Source organism: Heliomarina baculiformis, assembly GCF_019966545.1.
Lineage (GTDB): Bacteria > Pseudomonadota > Alphaproteobacteria > Rhodobacterales > Rhodobacteraceae > Heliomarina > Heliomarina baculiformis.
On the sequence record NZ_JAIMIC010000006.1, the window covers coordinates 19,331 to 33,165 of the forward strand.

Consider the following 13,835-nt stretch of genomic DNA (forward strand, 5'->3'; position numbering starts at 1 on the left):
CATGCCCCATGATGGCCAGGACATTTCAAGCGCCGCCGATATTCTTCTTCCCGATCTTCTGTCGCTTACCGGCGCTGCGGTCGCCCCTGTCGAAGACATTCTCGAGCGGGCGAAAGCCGTGCTGCGGAACGTGGTAAGCGTGGATGGCAAGGTTTCCGCCAAGCTGATCGAAGCGAACCAGACCGCCGCGCACGGGCTGGCATGGCTTGCCACCTACACTGAAAGCCTGCGTCAGATGCAGGCCTGGGCAGAAAAGCTGTCGGCCGAGGGCAAGTTCGGCGAGATCGAACAGATCATCCACCAGATCGCATTCGGCGAATACCTCTGGCAGATCTATGGCGGCATCCCGATGAGCCAGGGCGAAATCCTGCGGCTTCAGGATATCGGCCTGTCGCAGGACGACATGCGCGGGCTGATGTCCGATGCCGTGATGACCCTCACCCAGTCCGGCAACACGCAGGCTGCACGCTCGCGTCTGGTCGAGTTGATGCAGGAGCAATCGGCAAACATCACAATGGGCGCCTCGGGCCTTGATGAAGAGCTCGAGATGATCCGCGAACAGTTCCGCCGCTATGTGGTCGACAAGGTCGAACCGCACGCCCATGACTGGCACCTCAAGGACGAGCTGATCCCGATGGAAGTCATCGGCGAGCTGGCCGAAATGGGCGTCTTTGGCCTGACCATCCCCGAGGATCATGGCGGTTTCGGCCTCTCCAAGGCGTCGATGGTCGTTGTCTCCGAGGAACTCTCGCGCGGCTATATCGGCGTCGGCTCGCTTGGTACCCGGTCCGAGATCGCGGCCGAGCTGATCCTCTGCGGCGGCACCGACGATCAAAAGGCCCAGTGGCTGCCCAAGATCGCCAGCGGAGAGATACTCCCTACCGCCGTCTTTACCGAACCGAACACCGGGTCGGACCTCGGCTCGCTACGGACCCGTGCGGTCAAGGATGGCGACGATTACCGCGTGACCGGCAACAAGACATGGATTACCCATGCGGCGCGGACCCATGTCATGACCCTGCTGGCCCGCACCGACCCCGACACCACCGATCACCGGGGCCTGTCGATGTTCCTCGCCGAAAAGACCCCCGGCACGGACGAAGCCCCCTTCCCGACCGAAGGCATGACCGGAGGAGAGATCGAGGTACTCGGTTATCGCGGCATGAAGGAATACGAACTCGGCTTCGACAATTTCCACGTCAAAGGCGAGAACCTTCTGGGTGGCGAGGAAGGCAAGGGCTTCAAGCAGCTCATGGAGACCTTTGAATCCGCCCGCATCCAGACCGCCGCCCGTGCCATCGGCGTGGCGCAATCGGCGCTGGATATCGCGATGCAATATGCGCAGGACCGCAAACAGTTCGGCAAGTCGCTGATCAATTTCCCCCGCGTGTCGGGCAAGTTGGCGATGATGGCCGTTGAAATCATGATCGCCCGCCAGCTCACCTATTTCTCCGCGTGGGAAAAGGACCACGGGCGGCGCTGCGATCTTGAGGCCGGGATGGCCAAGCTGCTCGGTGCGCGCGTCGCATGGGCGGCGGCGGATAACGGGCTGCAGATCCACGGCGGCAACGGCTTTGCGCTCGAATACAAGATCTCGCGCGTGCTCTGCGACGCCCGGATCCTGAATATCTTTGAAGGGGCCGCCGAGATTCAGGCACAGGTCATCGCGCGCCGCCTGCTGGCCTGAACCTATCCAATTTTCGTGAACCGGGCTGCGCATTCGCGTGGCCCGTTTTCGTTTCCACCCCTCTCAAACGACAGGGCAGCAGGCTCTTGCCATTTCCCACGGGACCCTCTAGTCGGAATTTGCAATGTTATAACATTACAAATCACGGATGAAAGAAGGCACCCCGATGCAAAAAACCATTGTCAGTCACCTCGCTGTCGCGACCACGGCCGCTTTCCTGCTTGCGCCGATACAGGCGCAGGCCGAACAGGCGGCCAAGGACACCAGCGCTCACACCCATGATCACGCGCATTCCCACGATCACGACCCCGACATCTACAAAGGATATTTCGACGACGATCAGATCGAAGACCGCGCGCTTTCGGATTGGAGCGGCGACTGGCAATCGGTTTTTCCGCTGCTCCAGGATGGAACGCTCGACAAGGTGATGACCCACAAGGCCGAACACGGGGGCAAGAGTGCCGATGAATACAAGGCCTATTACTCGGTCGGTTACGAAACGGACGTGGACCGCATCGAGATCAAGGGCGACACGGTCGTTTTCCATCGCGGCGATGAGGTTGTCACGGGGGTCTACGAATCCGACGGATACGAGATCCTGACCTATAAAAAGGGCAATCGCGGCGTGCGTTTTATCTTTGAGAAAACGACCGGCGACGAAGCGGCCCCCGGTTACATCCAGTTCAGCGATCACCGCGTCGCCCCGGCAAAAGCGGATCATTATCACCTATATTGGGGCGATGACCGCGCCGCGCTGCTCGAAGAGGTCACCAATTGGCCGACCTATTACCCCTCTGCCCGCGATGGCGAGGAAATCGCGGCCGAGATGATGGCGCACTGAGAACGCGCCCTGATATGCCTGATGGGTGCACGCGCGTGCCCATCAGGTCCGTGGAGAGTCAGAGCTTGGATAGCCGCCCGAATAATTCCGTGAAACGGGCGCGCGCCTCGGGCAAAGGCTTGTTCCCCAGCGCCGGGGCGAGTTTGTTTTCGAGGAAATAGCCGGTCATGCGAAAGCCTTCAGCGATGCCCGCATCGGTGATGTCCGCCCCCATGCCAAGGAAATCAGGCAGGGGCAGCATGCGGTCAGCCCATTCCCCGGCCCCCTGCCGTGACACGGCCTTGCCCGAGCGGGGCGAGACATAGATCAGCTCCTCATTCGTGCCGGTCGCGGCGCAGGCGCTCAGATCGAGACCGAAACCCATTTCCTCGAGCAAAGCCATTTCCCAGTTGAGATAGGCGAGCGGCCAGACGTCATCCTGCCCCAAAAGATCGAGAAGCTGCTCGCTGCGCTGGTACAGCGCATGATGCGCTTCGCGTTCGGGCAGGCAAAAGCGCAGCAGCGCGCAGACCGAATTGAGACCTGCCAGCGCCAGCCGTCCGGACATGGCGGCGGCGGCGCGGCTGCGCATCGGTTCGACGGTGAAGCTGCCCATGTGATCTTCGAGCCGGGCGCGCCAGGTCACGTCGAGCTGGGCGCCGGGTTGCAGGATAGGTGCGATCTTGCGGCTGGTGCCGCCGCGCACGATCCCCGCATGGCGGCCATGGTCGCGGGTGAAGACTTCGATGATGGCAGAGGTCTCGCCGTGGCGGCGCTGGCCAAGGAGTATGCCATGATCGCGCCAGTCCATCTCAGTCCGAAAGCCCCGGTTCGTCAAGCAGATGGCGGCCCGCCCGGTCCTCGACCTCGATCACCCAGAGGTCGGGATCGAAGCCCCGTTGGCGGGCAATCGCCGCGTCGACCTCTGGTTCGTCCCCTTCGGTAAGGATGGCCCAGTTGCGCGCCCCGGTCATCAGGTCGAAGCTGCGCTGGAACGCACGGGCCTGCCCGTCGAGCGTATTGAGTTTCACGAGAACGGCTCCCGCCGTGTCATCGCCCCGCGCCACCACGAAAGCGGGGATATCATTCAGGCGCAGCCGTGTGAGATAGGCCTGCACCCAGAATTCGGCGGCAAGTCGTGTCATGCCTTCGCTGCGCCTGCGCCCGTCGAGGGCGCGGATGCCTCCGGCGGGAGTATTTTCGGCAAGAGGAAAAGGCCCGTCATCCGATCAGGCACCGTCTTTGAAATCGAGGCCCATTTCCGAGTAGCGTTCAGATTCCTCGAGCCAGTTTGGGCGCACCTTGACCTGCAGGAAGAGGTGAACCTTGCGGCCCAGGAATTCCTCGAGCTCTTCACGGGCGGCCTTGCCGACGGATTTGACGGTTTCACCCTTGTGGCCGAGCACGATGCCCTTGTGGCCGTCGCGGACGACGTAAATGACCTGATCGATTTTCGCGCTGCCGTCCTTGCGGTCTTCCCAGTTCTCGGTTTCCACCGTCATCTGGTAGGGCAGTTCCTGATGCAGGCGCAAGGTGAGCTTTTCACGGGTCATTTCGGCGGCGATCATCCGCATGGGCAGATCGGCGATCTGGTCTTCGGGGTAGAGCCACGGGCCTTCGGGAAGCTGCTGCGCGAGCCATTGGCGCAGGGCATCGACGCCGTGGCCCTTTTCCGCCGAGATCATGAAGGTTTCGGCGAATGCGTAGCGGTCGTTCAGTTCCTTGGTCAGACCGAGCAGGGTTTCGGACGCCACCCGGTCGATCTTGTTAATGGCAAGCGCGACGGTACGGCCCTTGCCGATATCGGCAAGGCCTTCGAGAATACTCTCGACGCCCTCGGTGATGCCGCGATGTGCCTCGACCATGAGCACGATAACGTCGGCATCGGCGGCCCCACCCCAGGCTGCGGCGACCATCGCGCGGTCGAGCCTGCGGCGCGGCTTGAACAGCCCCGGCGTGTCGACAAACACGATCTGCGTCTCGCCTTCCATGGCGACGCCGCGGATACGCGCGCGGGTCGTCTGCACCTTATGGGTGACAATGGAAACCTTGGCCCCGACCATGCGATTGAGCAGGGTGGACTTGCCCGCGTTGGGCTCTCCGATCAGGGCGACAAATCCCGCGCGTGTGCTCATCATGTGATCCTTTTCTCTCGAAGCGTCGGCGTTACCGGAGAAACACGTGCTACGCCAGCGCCTTCTACCGCTTGGGTTCCTTCTCGATCCGTTCCGGATCCATGAAATGGTCGATCATCACCGAAGTCGCATGCACATAGGCCAGTTCCAGCGGCATTTCGAGCTGGCGGTAGAGCGTCTGCTTGCCCGCCGCAATAGCGGGCTGATGGCGGGTGGCGAGCCGGGCGGCGAAGTCGTTGACAAAGGGGAGAAGCTCATCCGCCGGCATCGAACGGTTGATCAGCCCCGCGCCGCGGGCCCAGTCGGCATCGAACATCTCGCCCGAAAGCGCCATTTCCATCACCTGCTTGCGCCCGATCACCCGGGCGACCGCCACGGCCGGGGTCGTGCAAAAACCGCCGTTGTTGACGCCCGGCAGGCAGTAACGCGAGGCGTCCGAGGCAAAGGCGAGGTCGCAGGCCGCGACCAGCTGCAAACCGCCCGCCGTCGCAACACCTTCGACCGCCGCGATAGTGGGTTTCGGGCAGAGCGTGACGGCCTTCATCATCGCACCGCAGCTGTTGAAAAGCTGTTCGAGATAGGCGCGTCCCTTGTCACCATCCTCGCGGTGGCGGGCGATTTCCTTGAGATCATGACCGGCACAGAAGATGGAACCCGGTCCGTGGATCACGACCACCCGGACCGACGTGTCCTCTGAGGCGCGGTGGATGCTGCGGTGCAGAGCGGCGATCATGCCGAGCGACAGAGGGTGGGCCTTGCCGCCCCCGAGCGTCAGTGTCAGCACACCATCGGCCAGCGACTCGGAGACGAGATCGGGCGGGGACATCTGGTTCATCGCAACATACTTTCCTTGGGCAATCCATCGGGATGGTCAGCACATCCGGCTGACCCCAGATTGCCCGCATTCTCCGGCCACTGGCAAGCCTTGCTCAGCCCTTGTCGAGTTTGGTCATCAATGCGGCGGCGGCGGCCTGCTCGGCCTGCCGCTTGGATCCGGCGCTGGCGCGGGCCTCGGTGCCGTCGCTAAGCCGCGCGGAAATCGTGAAAACCGGGGCGTGATCGGGGCCATCGCGCGAGATCTGCGTGTAGGTTGGCGGGGTATCGCCCCGCGCCTGTGCCCATTCCTGCAAGGAGGTCTTGGCGTCGCGGGCGTCTTCCTCGACATTTGTGATGCGATTGCCCCAGAGCCGAAGGATCATGTCCCGTGCCGCATCGAAACCCGCATCGCGATAGACCGCCGCAATCACCGCCTCGATGGCATCGCCCAGCAGTGCCTGCTTGCGCCGACCACCGGAGAGCATCTCCGAACGGCCCAGTTTCAGCACCTCGCCAAGGCCCACCTCACGCGCCACATCGGCGCAGGTTTCCTTGCGCACCAGCGCGTTGAAACGCGGGGCCAGCTGGCCTTCGCTCGCGCCCTTGTCATGTTCGAGCAGGGCGCTGGCCATGACCAGTCCGAGCACCCGGTCGCCAAGGAATTCCAGACGCTGGTTATCCTCACGCGTGGGGGAAGAGACCGAACCATGGGTCAGCGCCCGTATCAGCAAGTCTGGCTTGGCGAACCGATGCCCGATCCGCCCCTCGAAGGCACGCAGTTCGGCCGAGACTTTCACTCGATCCCCTTGAAGAACCGGTCACTCCGCCATGTCCAGAAGAACAGCATCGACCGTCCGGCAGAGGAGAACATGATCCGGTCGGCACGGCCGATCAGATTTTCGTAAGGCACGTAGCCGACGCCTCCCGCTGTCTGCGGCACACGGCTGTCGGTGGAGTTGTCACGGTTGTCACCCATGAAGAAGTAATGGCCTTCGGGCACCGTATAGACGCCGGTGTTGTCCAGCCCCATGTTGCCGACATTCAGGATCGGGTGGCTGACACCGTTGGGCAGGGTCTCGATCTGGCGCGACTTGGTGCAGACGGCGCCCATGCCGACCGGCGCGTTTTCGCAGCGCGGGGGCGAGCCTTCGGGGCCCTGACGTTCCATGATCTCTTCGAAATCACCGTCAGCCTTCAGCTCGACCGGGGTGTCGTTGATAATCAGCACACCGTCTTTCACCTGGATCCGGTCGCCGGGCAACCCGACCAGACGCTTGATGAAATCGCTGCCGTTGACCGGGTGACGGAACACGACCACGTCGCCCCGTTCGGGTTCGCCGCCGAAGATGCGGTCATTGTCGCCCTTCATCCAGCCGCAGATATCCTCGGCGTCGATGTTGATCCCGATCTGGGGGATCTTCACACTCGGACAGGAGGCATAGGAATAGCCATAGGCCATCTTGTTCACGAAGAGGAAATCGCCGATCAGCAATGTCTCTTTCATCGACCCCGACGGAATCCAGAAGGGCTGGAAGAACAGGGTACGGAAAATCCCGGCAATGAGCAGCGCATAGACGATGGTCTTGATCGTCTCGATGACGGAATTTCCTGACTTCTCTTTGCTGGCCATTCGGCTCTCCGGGGCTCGATAAGGTTCGCGGGCTACATGCGGCTGCGCCCCGCCGGTGTCAAGGCAAAGCCCGCCCCTGCGTTACATGGTAGCGCCGGGAACGGGCCGGAAATGCTGGAGGGTTACCGATGTCCGCCGCGTAAACCGGGACAAGGCGGACAGGTATGCTCAAGACCCGGCCTTTTCCGGCAGGGGCCTTGCTTCGATCACCACCATCGCCTGCGCCCAAGGGTGATCGTCCGTCAGAGTGACATGGATGATGGCCTCGTGCCCCGGCGGGGTCAGTTCCTCAAGCCGCGACTTGGCCCAACCTGTTACCTCCATCACCGGCTGGCCGGTGCGCAGGTTCTTGACCGACATGTCCTTCCACGCGATTCCCATCCGCAGCCCGGTGCCCAGCGCCTTGGAACAGGCTTCCTTCGCCGCCCAGCGTTTCGCATAGGTGCCGGGCGTATCCGCGCGACGTTCCGCCTTGGCCTGCTCGATATCGGTAAAGACGCGGTTGCGGAACCGGTCGCCGAACCGCTCGAGCGTGGCCGAGATCCGGTCAATATTGGCAAGATCCGTGCCGATTCCGATGATCATGTCAGCCGCGCCGTCAGGATCTTGAAGCTTGCCGCACCGAAAAGCGCCGCGAATGTCAGCTCGAACCAGCGTTTGGCCCGCGCATAGCCCAGAGCCACCGGACGCCATGAAAAGACCAGCGCGTAGCCAAGGAACACCACCGACGAGGCCGAAACCAGCGACAGGAACAGCCGCCAGACCGAGGCCGTCCCCGCCTCCGGTGCCAGCGCGATGGCATAGATCGCGCCCCAGCTCAGGATTGCCTTGGGATTGGTCAGGTGCAGCAGCAACCCCTTATAGAACAGAGACTTCTGCCGCCCGGACGTCACCGGCGCAACCGGGTCGCCGCGCCATGCCGAACGCAAGGATTTCACCGCCAGATACATAAGATACGCGGCCCCCGCATATCGCAGCACTTCGAAAAACCACGCATTGGCGACCATCACCGCCGAAAACCCGAGCGCCGCTGCGATGCCCCAGGTGGCCGAGCCCATCAGTACGCCCAGCGCGATGGTCAGCCCTGCCCGGCGGCCTAGTTGCATGGAGGTGCCCGAGATCGCCAGTGTTGCCGGTCCGGGACTGCCGCCCGCCACCATCCAGCCGGTCAACACCGCAGAAAGCGGCAGGATCAGCGCCGGGTCAGCCATCGCGCGCTTCGTCCATCAGGCGACGCATCTCGGTAATGGCGGGCTCCAGCCCGCGAAAAATCGCCTCGCCGATCAGGAAATGCCCGATGTTCAGCTCGCGCACCTCGGGGAAAGCGGCGACCGGTTTGACGGTGTCATAAGTCAGACCATGCCCGGCATGCACCTCAAGGCCCAACGAGTGCGCAAAGGCAGACATCTCGCGCAGCGCCTCAAGCTCACGGTCGCGGTGCTCGATCCGGCCCTCGGCATCCGCGTCGCAATAGGCGCCGGTATGCAGTTCGATCACCTCGGCCCCGATGCGGTGCGCCGCCTCGATCTGGCGCTTATCAGCGGCGATAAAGATCGACACGCGGCACCCGGCCTCGCGCAGCGGCGCGATGAAATGCGCCAGCCGGTTTTCCTCACGGGCGACTTCCAGTCCGCCCTCTGTGGTCCGCTCTTCGCGCTTTTCCGGCACAATACAAACAGCGTGCGGCTTGTGGCGCAGCGCGATGGCCTGCATCTCGGGCGTGGCGGCCATTTCAAAGTTCAGCGGCACGCTCAGCGTGTCCATCAGCCCGTCAATATCCGCATCGCTGATGTGACGCCGGTCCTCGCGCAGGTGTGCGGTGATTCCGTCGGCCCCGGCTGCCTCGGCGATACGCGCCGCGCGCAGCGGATCAGGATAGGCCCCGCCCCTTGCATTCCGCACTGTCGCAACATGGTCAATGTTCACCCCGAGGCGCAGCTTTTCCCGCGTCATGGCCGACTCCTTCATGGTCATTTTGCGGCCAAACTAGTGAGTCATGCGCAGAAGGTGAACACCTCTTCACAAGCGCGGAAAGCACAGGCGGACCGGCTTACTCGACACCCTGCCCGCGCGGATCGTGCTGCGCGGCGGCCTTTTTCTTGATCGCCTCGAACTTGGCCTTGATCGCGCCCTTGCGGCGCTTCTTGTAGGCCCGGATCAACGGCAGCGACAGGTAGGACGCCACCAGACCGGCCAGAATCCCCGGCAACAGCCCGCCGATCAGGTAGGGAAAGAACACCTCGTGGTAAAACACGCTCAGCCCGTGCCAGTCGGCAGTACGCTCGGTGAACAGGGCAAAGAAGTTGTCCTTGAGGTCATCCGCCGCGTCGACGAACTTGCCGCCAAAGGAACGATGCGCCCGGTCGTCAAAGTTCGTGCCAAGGATGAAATGCCCCATCTTCAGCGAGATCAGGCCAATCGGCACATAGGTCAGCGGGTTGCCGAAAAACGTGCCCATGAGCGCGGCAAGAATGTTGCCACGGCACAGCTTGGCCACGATGGCAGCCACGACGAAATGCATCCCGTAGAACGGCGTGAAGGTCGTGAATACACCCGCGCCGATGCCCCTTGCGATGCGCTCTGGCGTGTCGGGCAGACGCCGGACCCGGTGCTTGACGTAGAGCGCGGCACGGGTCCAGCCCCCACGCGGATACAGAAAGTCCGAGGTCGCGCGCAGAACGGAGCGTCGGTCACGGCGTCTGAATACCAAGGGGACGTCCTTCTTGATCCCGAGTTAAAATTATCCGGCCCTGGCCGGTACCTGGGCTTTTTCGCGGTAGCGTTCAACCGCAGCGACATCGCTATCCGCTTCGAGTGTCAGCATTAAGGAGTGAAGTTGTTCAGCGTCCCTTAATTCCACATCGATCATAAGGCGATAAAAGTCGGGTTTTCGATCTACAAACACAAGATTCGAGATATTTGCCTTCTTTTCCCCAATCAATGTGCAGATGCGGCCCAAAACACCAGCATCATTGCCGATGGTAAGATCAATGGTCGCACCATAAACCGCCGGATGCGTGCCGCCCTGCCACTGCAGATCGACCCAGCGTTCCGGCTGGTTTTCATACTCGCTCAACCTGTCGCAGTAAATCGCATGGACGACCACACCCCTACCGCGAAAAGTGATTCCCACGATCCGTTCGCCGGGCAGCGGCTGGCAGCAAGTGGCGCGTTCAAACGACTGCCCCGGTTCAAGGCCGACGACCGCGCGGCGGGGCGAAATCTGATCATCCTCGGAGCGTATCAGGTCGGGATAAACCGCCTGCACCACGTCATGCGAGGTCAACTCGGCGCTGCCCAGCCGGGCCAGCAACTCGCGCCGCCCGTCGATGCGCAGGTGTTTCGACGCGGTCTCAAGCACCTTGTCCGTCGCCTTGCGCCCCACATGTTCGAAAGCCGCGCGCGCCAGTTCCTTGCCCAGCTTCACGAAACGGTCGCGGTCGACCTCACGCAAGGCACGGCGAATGGCGGTACGCGCCTTGCCGGTGGTGGCGATCTCAAGCCAGCTGACCTGCGGCACCTGCCCCTCGGCGGTGATGATCTCGACCGACTGCCCGTTCTTGAGCCTTGTCCAGAGCGGCACCCGGATGCCATCCACCTTGGCCCCGACACAGGCCGATCCGATGCGCGTGTGAATTGCATAGGCGTAATCAATCGGCGTCGCCCCGCGCGGCAGCTTGATGACATCGCCCTTGGGCGTGAAACAAAAGACCTGGTCCGAATACATCTCGAGCTTGACCGCCTCGAGGAAATCCTCGTGATTCTCCTCGGCATCGAACTGTTCGGTCAGCGACGAAATCCAGCGCGCCGGATCGACGGCAAAGGGGTTCTCGCTGCGGACCCCGTCACGGTAGGACCAGTGCGCCGCCACCCCGGTTTCGGCCACGTCATGCATCTGTCGGGTGCGGATCTGCACCTCGACCCGCTTGCCGTCCCGGCCCGACACGGTGGTGTGGATCGAGCGATAGCCGTTGCTTTTCGGCTGGCTGATGTAATCCTTGAACCGCCCCGGCACCGCGCGCCAGCGCTGATGGATCGCGCCCAGCGCGCGATAGGCGTCTTCCTCGTCCAGCGTGATGATCCGGAACCCGTAAATGTCGGAAAGCCGGGAAAACCCCTGCTTCTTTTCCTGCATCTTGCGCCAGATCGAATAGGGCTTTTTCGCGCGACCGAACACTTCGGCTTCGATCCCTGCTTTCTCCAACTCGTTGCGCATATCGCGGGTGATACGGGGAATTACGTCGCCGGATTCACGCTGCAAGGTAATGAACCGCCGGATGATCGATTGCCGCCCTTCCGGGTTCAGCACCCGGAACGACAGGTCCTCAAGCTCTTCGCGCATCCACTGCATCCCCATGCGCCCGGCCAGCGGGGCAAAGATGTCCATGGTTTCGCGCGCTTTTTGCAGCTGCTTGTCGGGGCGCATCGACTTGATCGTGCGCATGTTGTGCAACCGGTCGGCCAGCTTGACGAGGATAACCCGCAGGTCCTTGGACATCGCCATGAAAAGCTTGCGGAAATTCTCGGCCTGCTTGGTCTCGACGCTCGAAAGCTGCAGGTTCGTCAGCTTGGTGACGCCATCGACCAGCCCGGCCACCTCGTCGCCGAATTTCTGCGCGACCTCGCCATAGGACGCCTTGGTGTCCTCGATCGTGTCGTGAAGCAGTGCAGTGATGATCGTCGCATCATCCAGCCGCTGCTCCGTCAGGATCGCAGCAACCGAAACAGGATGGCTGAAATAGGGCTCGCCCGAATGCCGGAACTGCCCTTCATGCATGGACGCCCCATAGGCATAGGCGTCCCGCAGCCGTTGTACGTTTGTCTTGGGATTGTAGTTGCGGACCAGCTCGATCAGATCGTCTGCTGAAATCATCTGCCCCGCATCCTAACGCCGCTCAGCCCTGGCCTTGCGCTTCCATAAGAGCCCGAAGCAGTTTCTCTTCGGACATGTCATCGTCCGCCGGCTTGTCGGCCTCGGCCCCCATCAGCAACGCCATCGAATCCTCTTCGGGTTCGTCGACCTCGATCTGGCTCTGGTTGCTTTCGATCAGGCGCTCGCGCAGGTCGTCGGCACGCTGGGTTTCATCCGCGATTTCACGCAGGGACACGACAGGGTTCTTGTCGTTGTCACGATCCACGGTCACGGCGGACCCTGCCGAGATCTCACGCGCCCGATGGGCTGCGAGCATCACCAGTTCGAACCGGTTCGGAACTTTGTCTACGCAGTCTTCAACCGTCACGCGGGCCATTGTATAATCTCCAGCTTCGCAATTTGTCTGTACAGAGATAGCGTATCTAGGACGGAACGCGCTGGAACACAAGGCGATAAGCTTCACGAATGCGGGTTCTCCGCTGCCCGCACGCTTGGTTTTAAAGGGGCCGGACGGCCTCGCGATCCGCTTCCGGCAGGCCGGCCACCATCTCGCGCACGGTTGTGTCGAGGATGGGATGGCGCCAGTCCGGACAGAGATCCATCATGGGAACAAGGACAAAGGCCCGGTCCTGCATCCTTGGATGCGGCAGGATCAGTTGATCAGGCGCGTTTTTTTGCTGCATTTCCAAAGGGAGCTCCCGCCACACCTGATGCGATTTCACGTCAGGCGCGACATTCTGCCCCACGAACAGCAGATCAAGGTCGACAGTTCGAGCGCCCCAGCGGTCACGCCTTTCGCGACGAAAGTCGTTTTCCACCGCATGTAACTGATTCAACAATCCTTCTGCCGGAAACTTAGATTCAATAAGAATAACAGCGTTAACAAAATCTGGCCCCGCGCCAGCCGGAAAACACGGCGTCGCGAAAAACCTGCTTACTGCGCGAATCATTACGCCGCGATTGGCCAGCCGCTCGACCGCGCTGACCAGCGTCATCGCGGGATTCATTTCCCCAAATGGCAGGTTGCCGCCGAGTGCAACGCAGGAAACTGACCGGAATCCGTTCATTTCTGTCACCTGTTCATGATGTCTTTACCCTTGCGGTCAGACATAGTTTTCTTATTTTATTAGGACCGCTTCGCCGATTTTAGCACTCACTCACGGAACTCCAAGGTGGGGCGGATTACCGGAAGGACAACTTGATGTTTTACAAAGACGAACGGCTCGCGCTGTTCATCGATGGTTCGAATCTTTACGCAGCGGCCAAGGCTCTGGGTTTTGATATCGACTATAAATTGCTTCGTCAGGAATTTATGCGGCGAGGCAAAATGCTGCGTGCGTTTTATTATACCGCACTGCTCGAGAACGATGAATATTCCCCGATCCGCCCCCTTGTCGACTGGTTGCATTACAATGGTTTTTCCATGGTGACAAAACCGGCCAAGGAATACACCGACAGCCTCGGCCGCCGTAAGGTCAAAGGCAACATGGATATTGAACTGGCAGTCGACGCGATGGAACTCGCACCGCGGGTTGATCATATCGTGCTCTTCTCCGGCGATGGCGATTTCCGCCCTCTGGTAGAAAGTCTCCAGCGTCAGGGCGTGCGCGTCTCCGTGGTTTCCACGATCCGCAGCCAGCCCCCGATGATATCCGATGACCTGCGCCGTCAGGCCGACAACTTCATCGAACTTGAAGAGCTGCGCGATGTCATAGGACGTCCGCCGCGCGAAACGCCCGAAGAAGCGACCCGTGTCGCAGCCGCAGGCGCAAAGTAAATAAAGGTCTGGCCACCCCGGAACCGGCAACTCACCTGGCACCGGATAAGCCAAACCATATCCATAGCCCGTCGCAGCCAGAATGGCAGCGTTTCGC

Annotated in this window: 16 protein-coding genes; 3 read left to right on the top strand and 13 right to left on the bottom strand. The window is 61.6% G+C overall.

Translation table 11 applies throughout. The annotated features are described in order from the left end of the window. The first annotated feature begins 1 nt into the window (after nt 1). Both MF268_RS14430 and MF268_RS14435 read left to right on the top strand, forming a co-directional pair. Nucleotides 2–1,687: an acyl-CoA dehydrogenase family protein gene (locus MF268_RS14430; RefSeq protein ID WP_238371573.1), complete on the top strand. Its 1,686-nt coding sequence runs from the start codon at nt 2–4 to the stop codon at nt 1,685–1,687. 166 nt (nt 1,688–1,853) lie between these two features. Next, nucleotides 1,854–2,528 (top strand): metal-binding protein ZinT, encoded by a 675-nt coding sequence (locus MF268_RS14435; protein ID WP_238371574.1) that lies wholly within the window; start codon nt 1,854–1,856, stop codon nt 2,526–2,528. 58 nt (nt 2,529–2,586) lie between these two features. Here the strand turns inward: MF268_RS14435 and recO are convergent, their stop codons facing one another. The 13 genes from recO to folK form a co-directional block, all read right to left on the bottom strand. After that, nucleotides 2,587–3,318, bottom strand: coding sequence for a DNA repair protein RecO (gene recO / locus MF268_RS14440; protein WP_238371575.1), 732 nt, complete (start codon nt 3,316–3,318; stop codon nt 2,587–2,589). 1 nt (nt 3,319) lies between these two features. Continuing rightward, the gene (locus MF268_RS14445) at nt 3,320–3,652 is read right to left on the bottom strand and encodes a DUF1491 family protein (RefSeq protein WP_238371576.1); all 333 of its coding nucleotides are present in this window, start codon (nt 3,650–3,652) and stop codon (nt 3,320–3,322) included. A gap of 84 nt (nt 3,653–3,736) precedes the next feature. Further along, nucleotides 3,737–4,642, bottom strand: coding sequence for a GTPase Era (era, locus tag MF268_RS14450; protein WP_238371577.1), 906 nt, complete (start codon nt 4,640–4,642; stop codon nt 3,737–3,739). A gap of 64 nt (nt 4,643–4,706) precedes the next feature. Further along, nucleotides 4,707–5,477, bottom strand: coding sequence for an enoyl-CoA hydratase-related protein (locus MF268_RS14455; RefSeq protein ID WP_238371578.1), 771 nt, complete (start codon nt 5,475–5,477; stop codon nt 4,707–4,709). Between the two features lie 94 nt (nt 5,478–5,571). Further along, on the bottom strand, nt 5,572–6,255 hold the full coding sequence (gene rnc / locus MF268_RS14460; RefSeq protein WP_238371579.1) for a ribonuclease III: 684 nt from the start codon (nt 6,253–6,255) through the stop codon (nt 5,572–5,574). Further along, nucleotides 6,252–7,088, bottom strand: a complete 837-nt coding sequence (gene lepB / locus MF268_RS14465; RefSeq protein ID WP_238371580.1) for a signal peptidase I — start codon at nt 7,086–7,088, stop codon at nt 6,252–6,254. The genes rnc and lepB overlap by 4 nt, the downstream gene beginning before the upstream one ends. Before the next feature lie 168 nt (nt 7,089–7,256). Next, nucleotides 7,257–7,673 carry a holo-ACP synthase gene (gene acpS, locus MF268_RS14470; protein WP_238371581.1) on the bottom strand — a complete coding sequence of 139 codons (417 nt, stop codon included), beginning with the start codon at nt 7,671–7,673 and terminating at the stop codon, nt 7,257–7,259. Further along, on the bottom strand, nt 7,670–8,299 hold the full coding sequence (locus tag MF268_RS14475) for a LysE family translocator (RefSeq protein ID WP_238371582.1): 630 nt from the start codon (nt 8,297–8,299) through the stop codon (nt 7,670–7,672). Before MF268_RS14475 ends, acpS begins: the two co-directional genes overlap by 4 nt. Next, nucleotides 8,292–9,041 carry a pyridoxine 5'-phosphate synthase gene (locus MF268_RS14480; protein ID WP_238371583.1) on the bottom strand — a complete coding sequence of 250 codons (750 nt, stop codon included), beginning with the start codon at nt 9,039–9,041 and terminating at the stop codon, nt 8,292–8,294. The genes MF268_RS14475 and MF268_RS14480 overlap by 8 nt, the downstream gene beginning before the upstream one ends. A gap of 97 nt (nt 9,042–9,138) precedes the next feature. Further along, entirely contained in the window at nt 9,139–9,798 is a 660-nt protein-coding gene (locus MF268_RS14485; RefSeq protein WP_238371584.1) for a DUF2062 domain-containing protein, read from the bottom strand. Nucleotides 9,799–9,828: 30 nt separating this feature from the next. Next, nucleotides 9,829–11,961 carry a RelA/SpoT family protein gene (locus MF268_RS14490; RefSeq protein ID WP_238371585.1) on the bottom strand — a complete coding sequence of 711 codons (2,133 nt, stop codon included), beginning with the start codon at nt 11,959–11,961 and terminating at the stop codon, nt 9,829–9,831. A gap of 22 nt (nt 11,962–11,983) precedes the next feature. After that, complete coding sequence (gene rpoZ, locus MF268_RS14495; protein WP_088633149.1) at nt 11,984–12,337, bottom strand: DNA-directed RNA polymerase subunit omega; 354 nt, start codon at nt 12,335–12,337, stop codon at nt 11,984–11,986. Nucleotides 12,338–12,458: 121 nt separating this feature from the next. Continuing rightward, nucleotides 12,459–13,028 carry a 2-amino-4-hydroxy-6-hydroxymethyldihydropteridine diphosphokinase gene (gene folK, locus MF268_RS14500; RefSeq protein ID WP_238371586.1) on the bottom strand — a complete coding sequence of 190 codons (570 nt, stop codon included), beginning with the start codon at nt 13,026–13,028 and terminating at the stop codon, nt 12,459–12,461. 134 nt (nt 13,029–13,162) lie between these two features. Between folK and MF268_RS14505 the strand changes: the two genes are divergently transcribed. Continuing rightward, a complete protein-coding gene (locus MF268_RS14505; RefSeq protein WP_088633147.1) occupies nt 13,163–13,738 on the top strand; it encodes a LabA-like NYN domain-containing protein in 576 nt (191 codons plus the stop codon). Nucleotides 13,739–13,835: the final 97 nt, after the last annotated feature.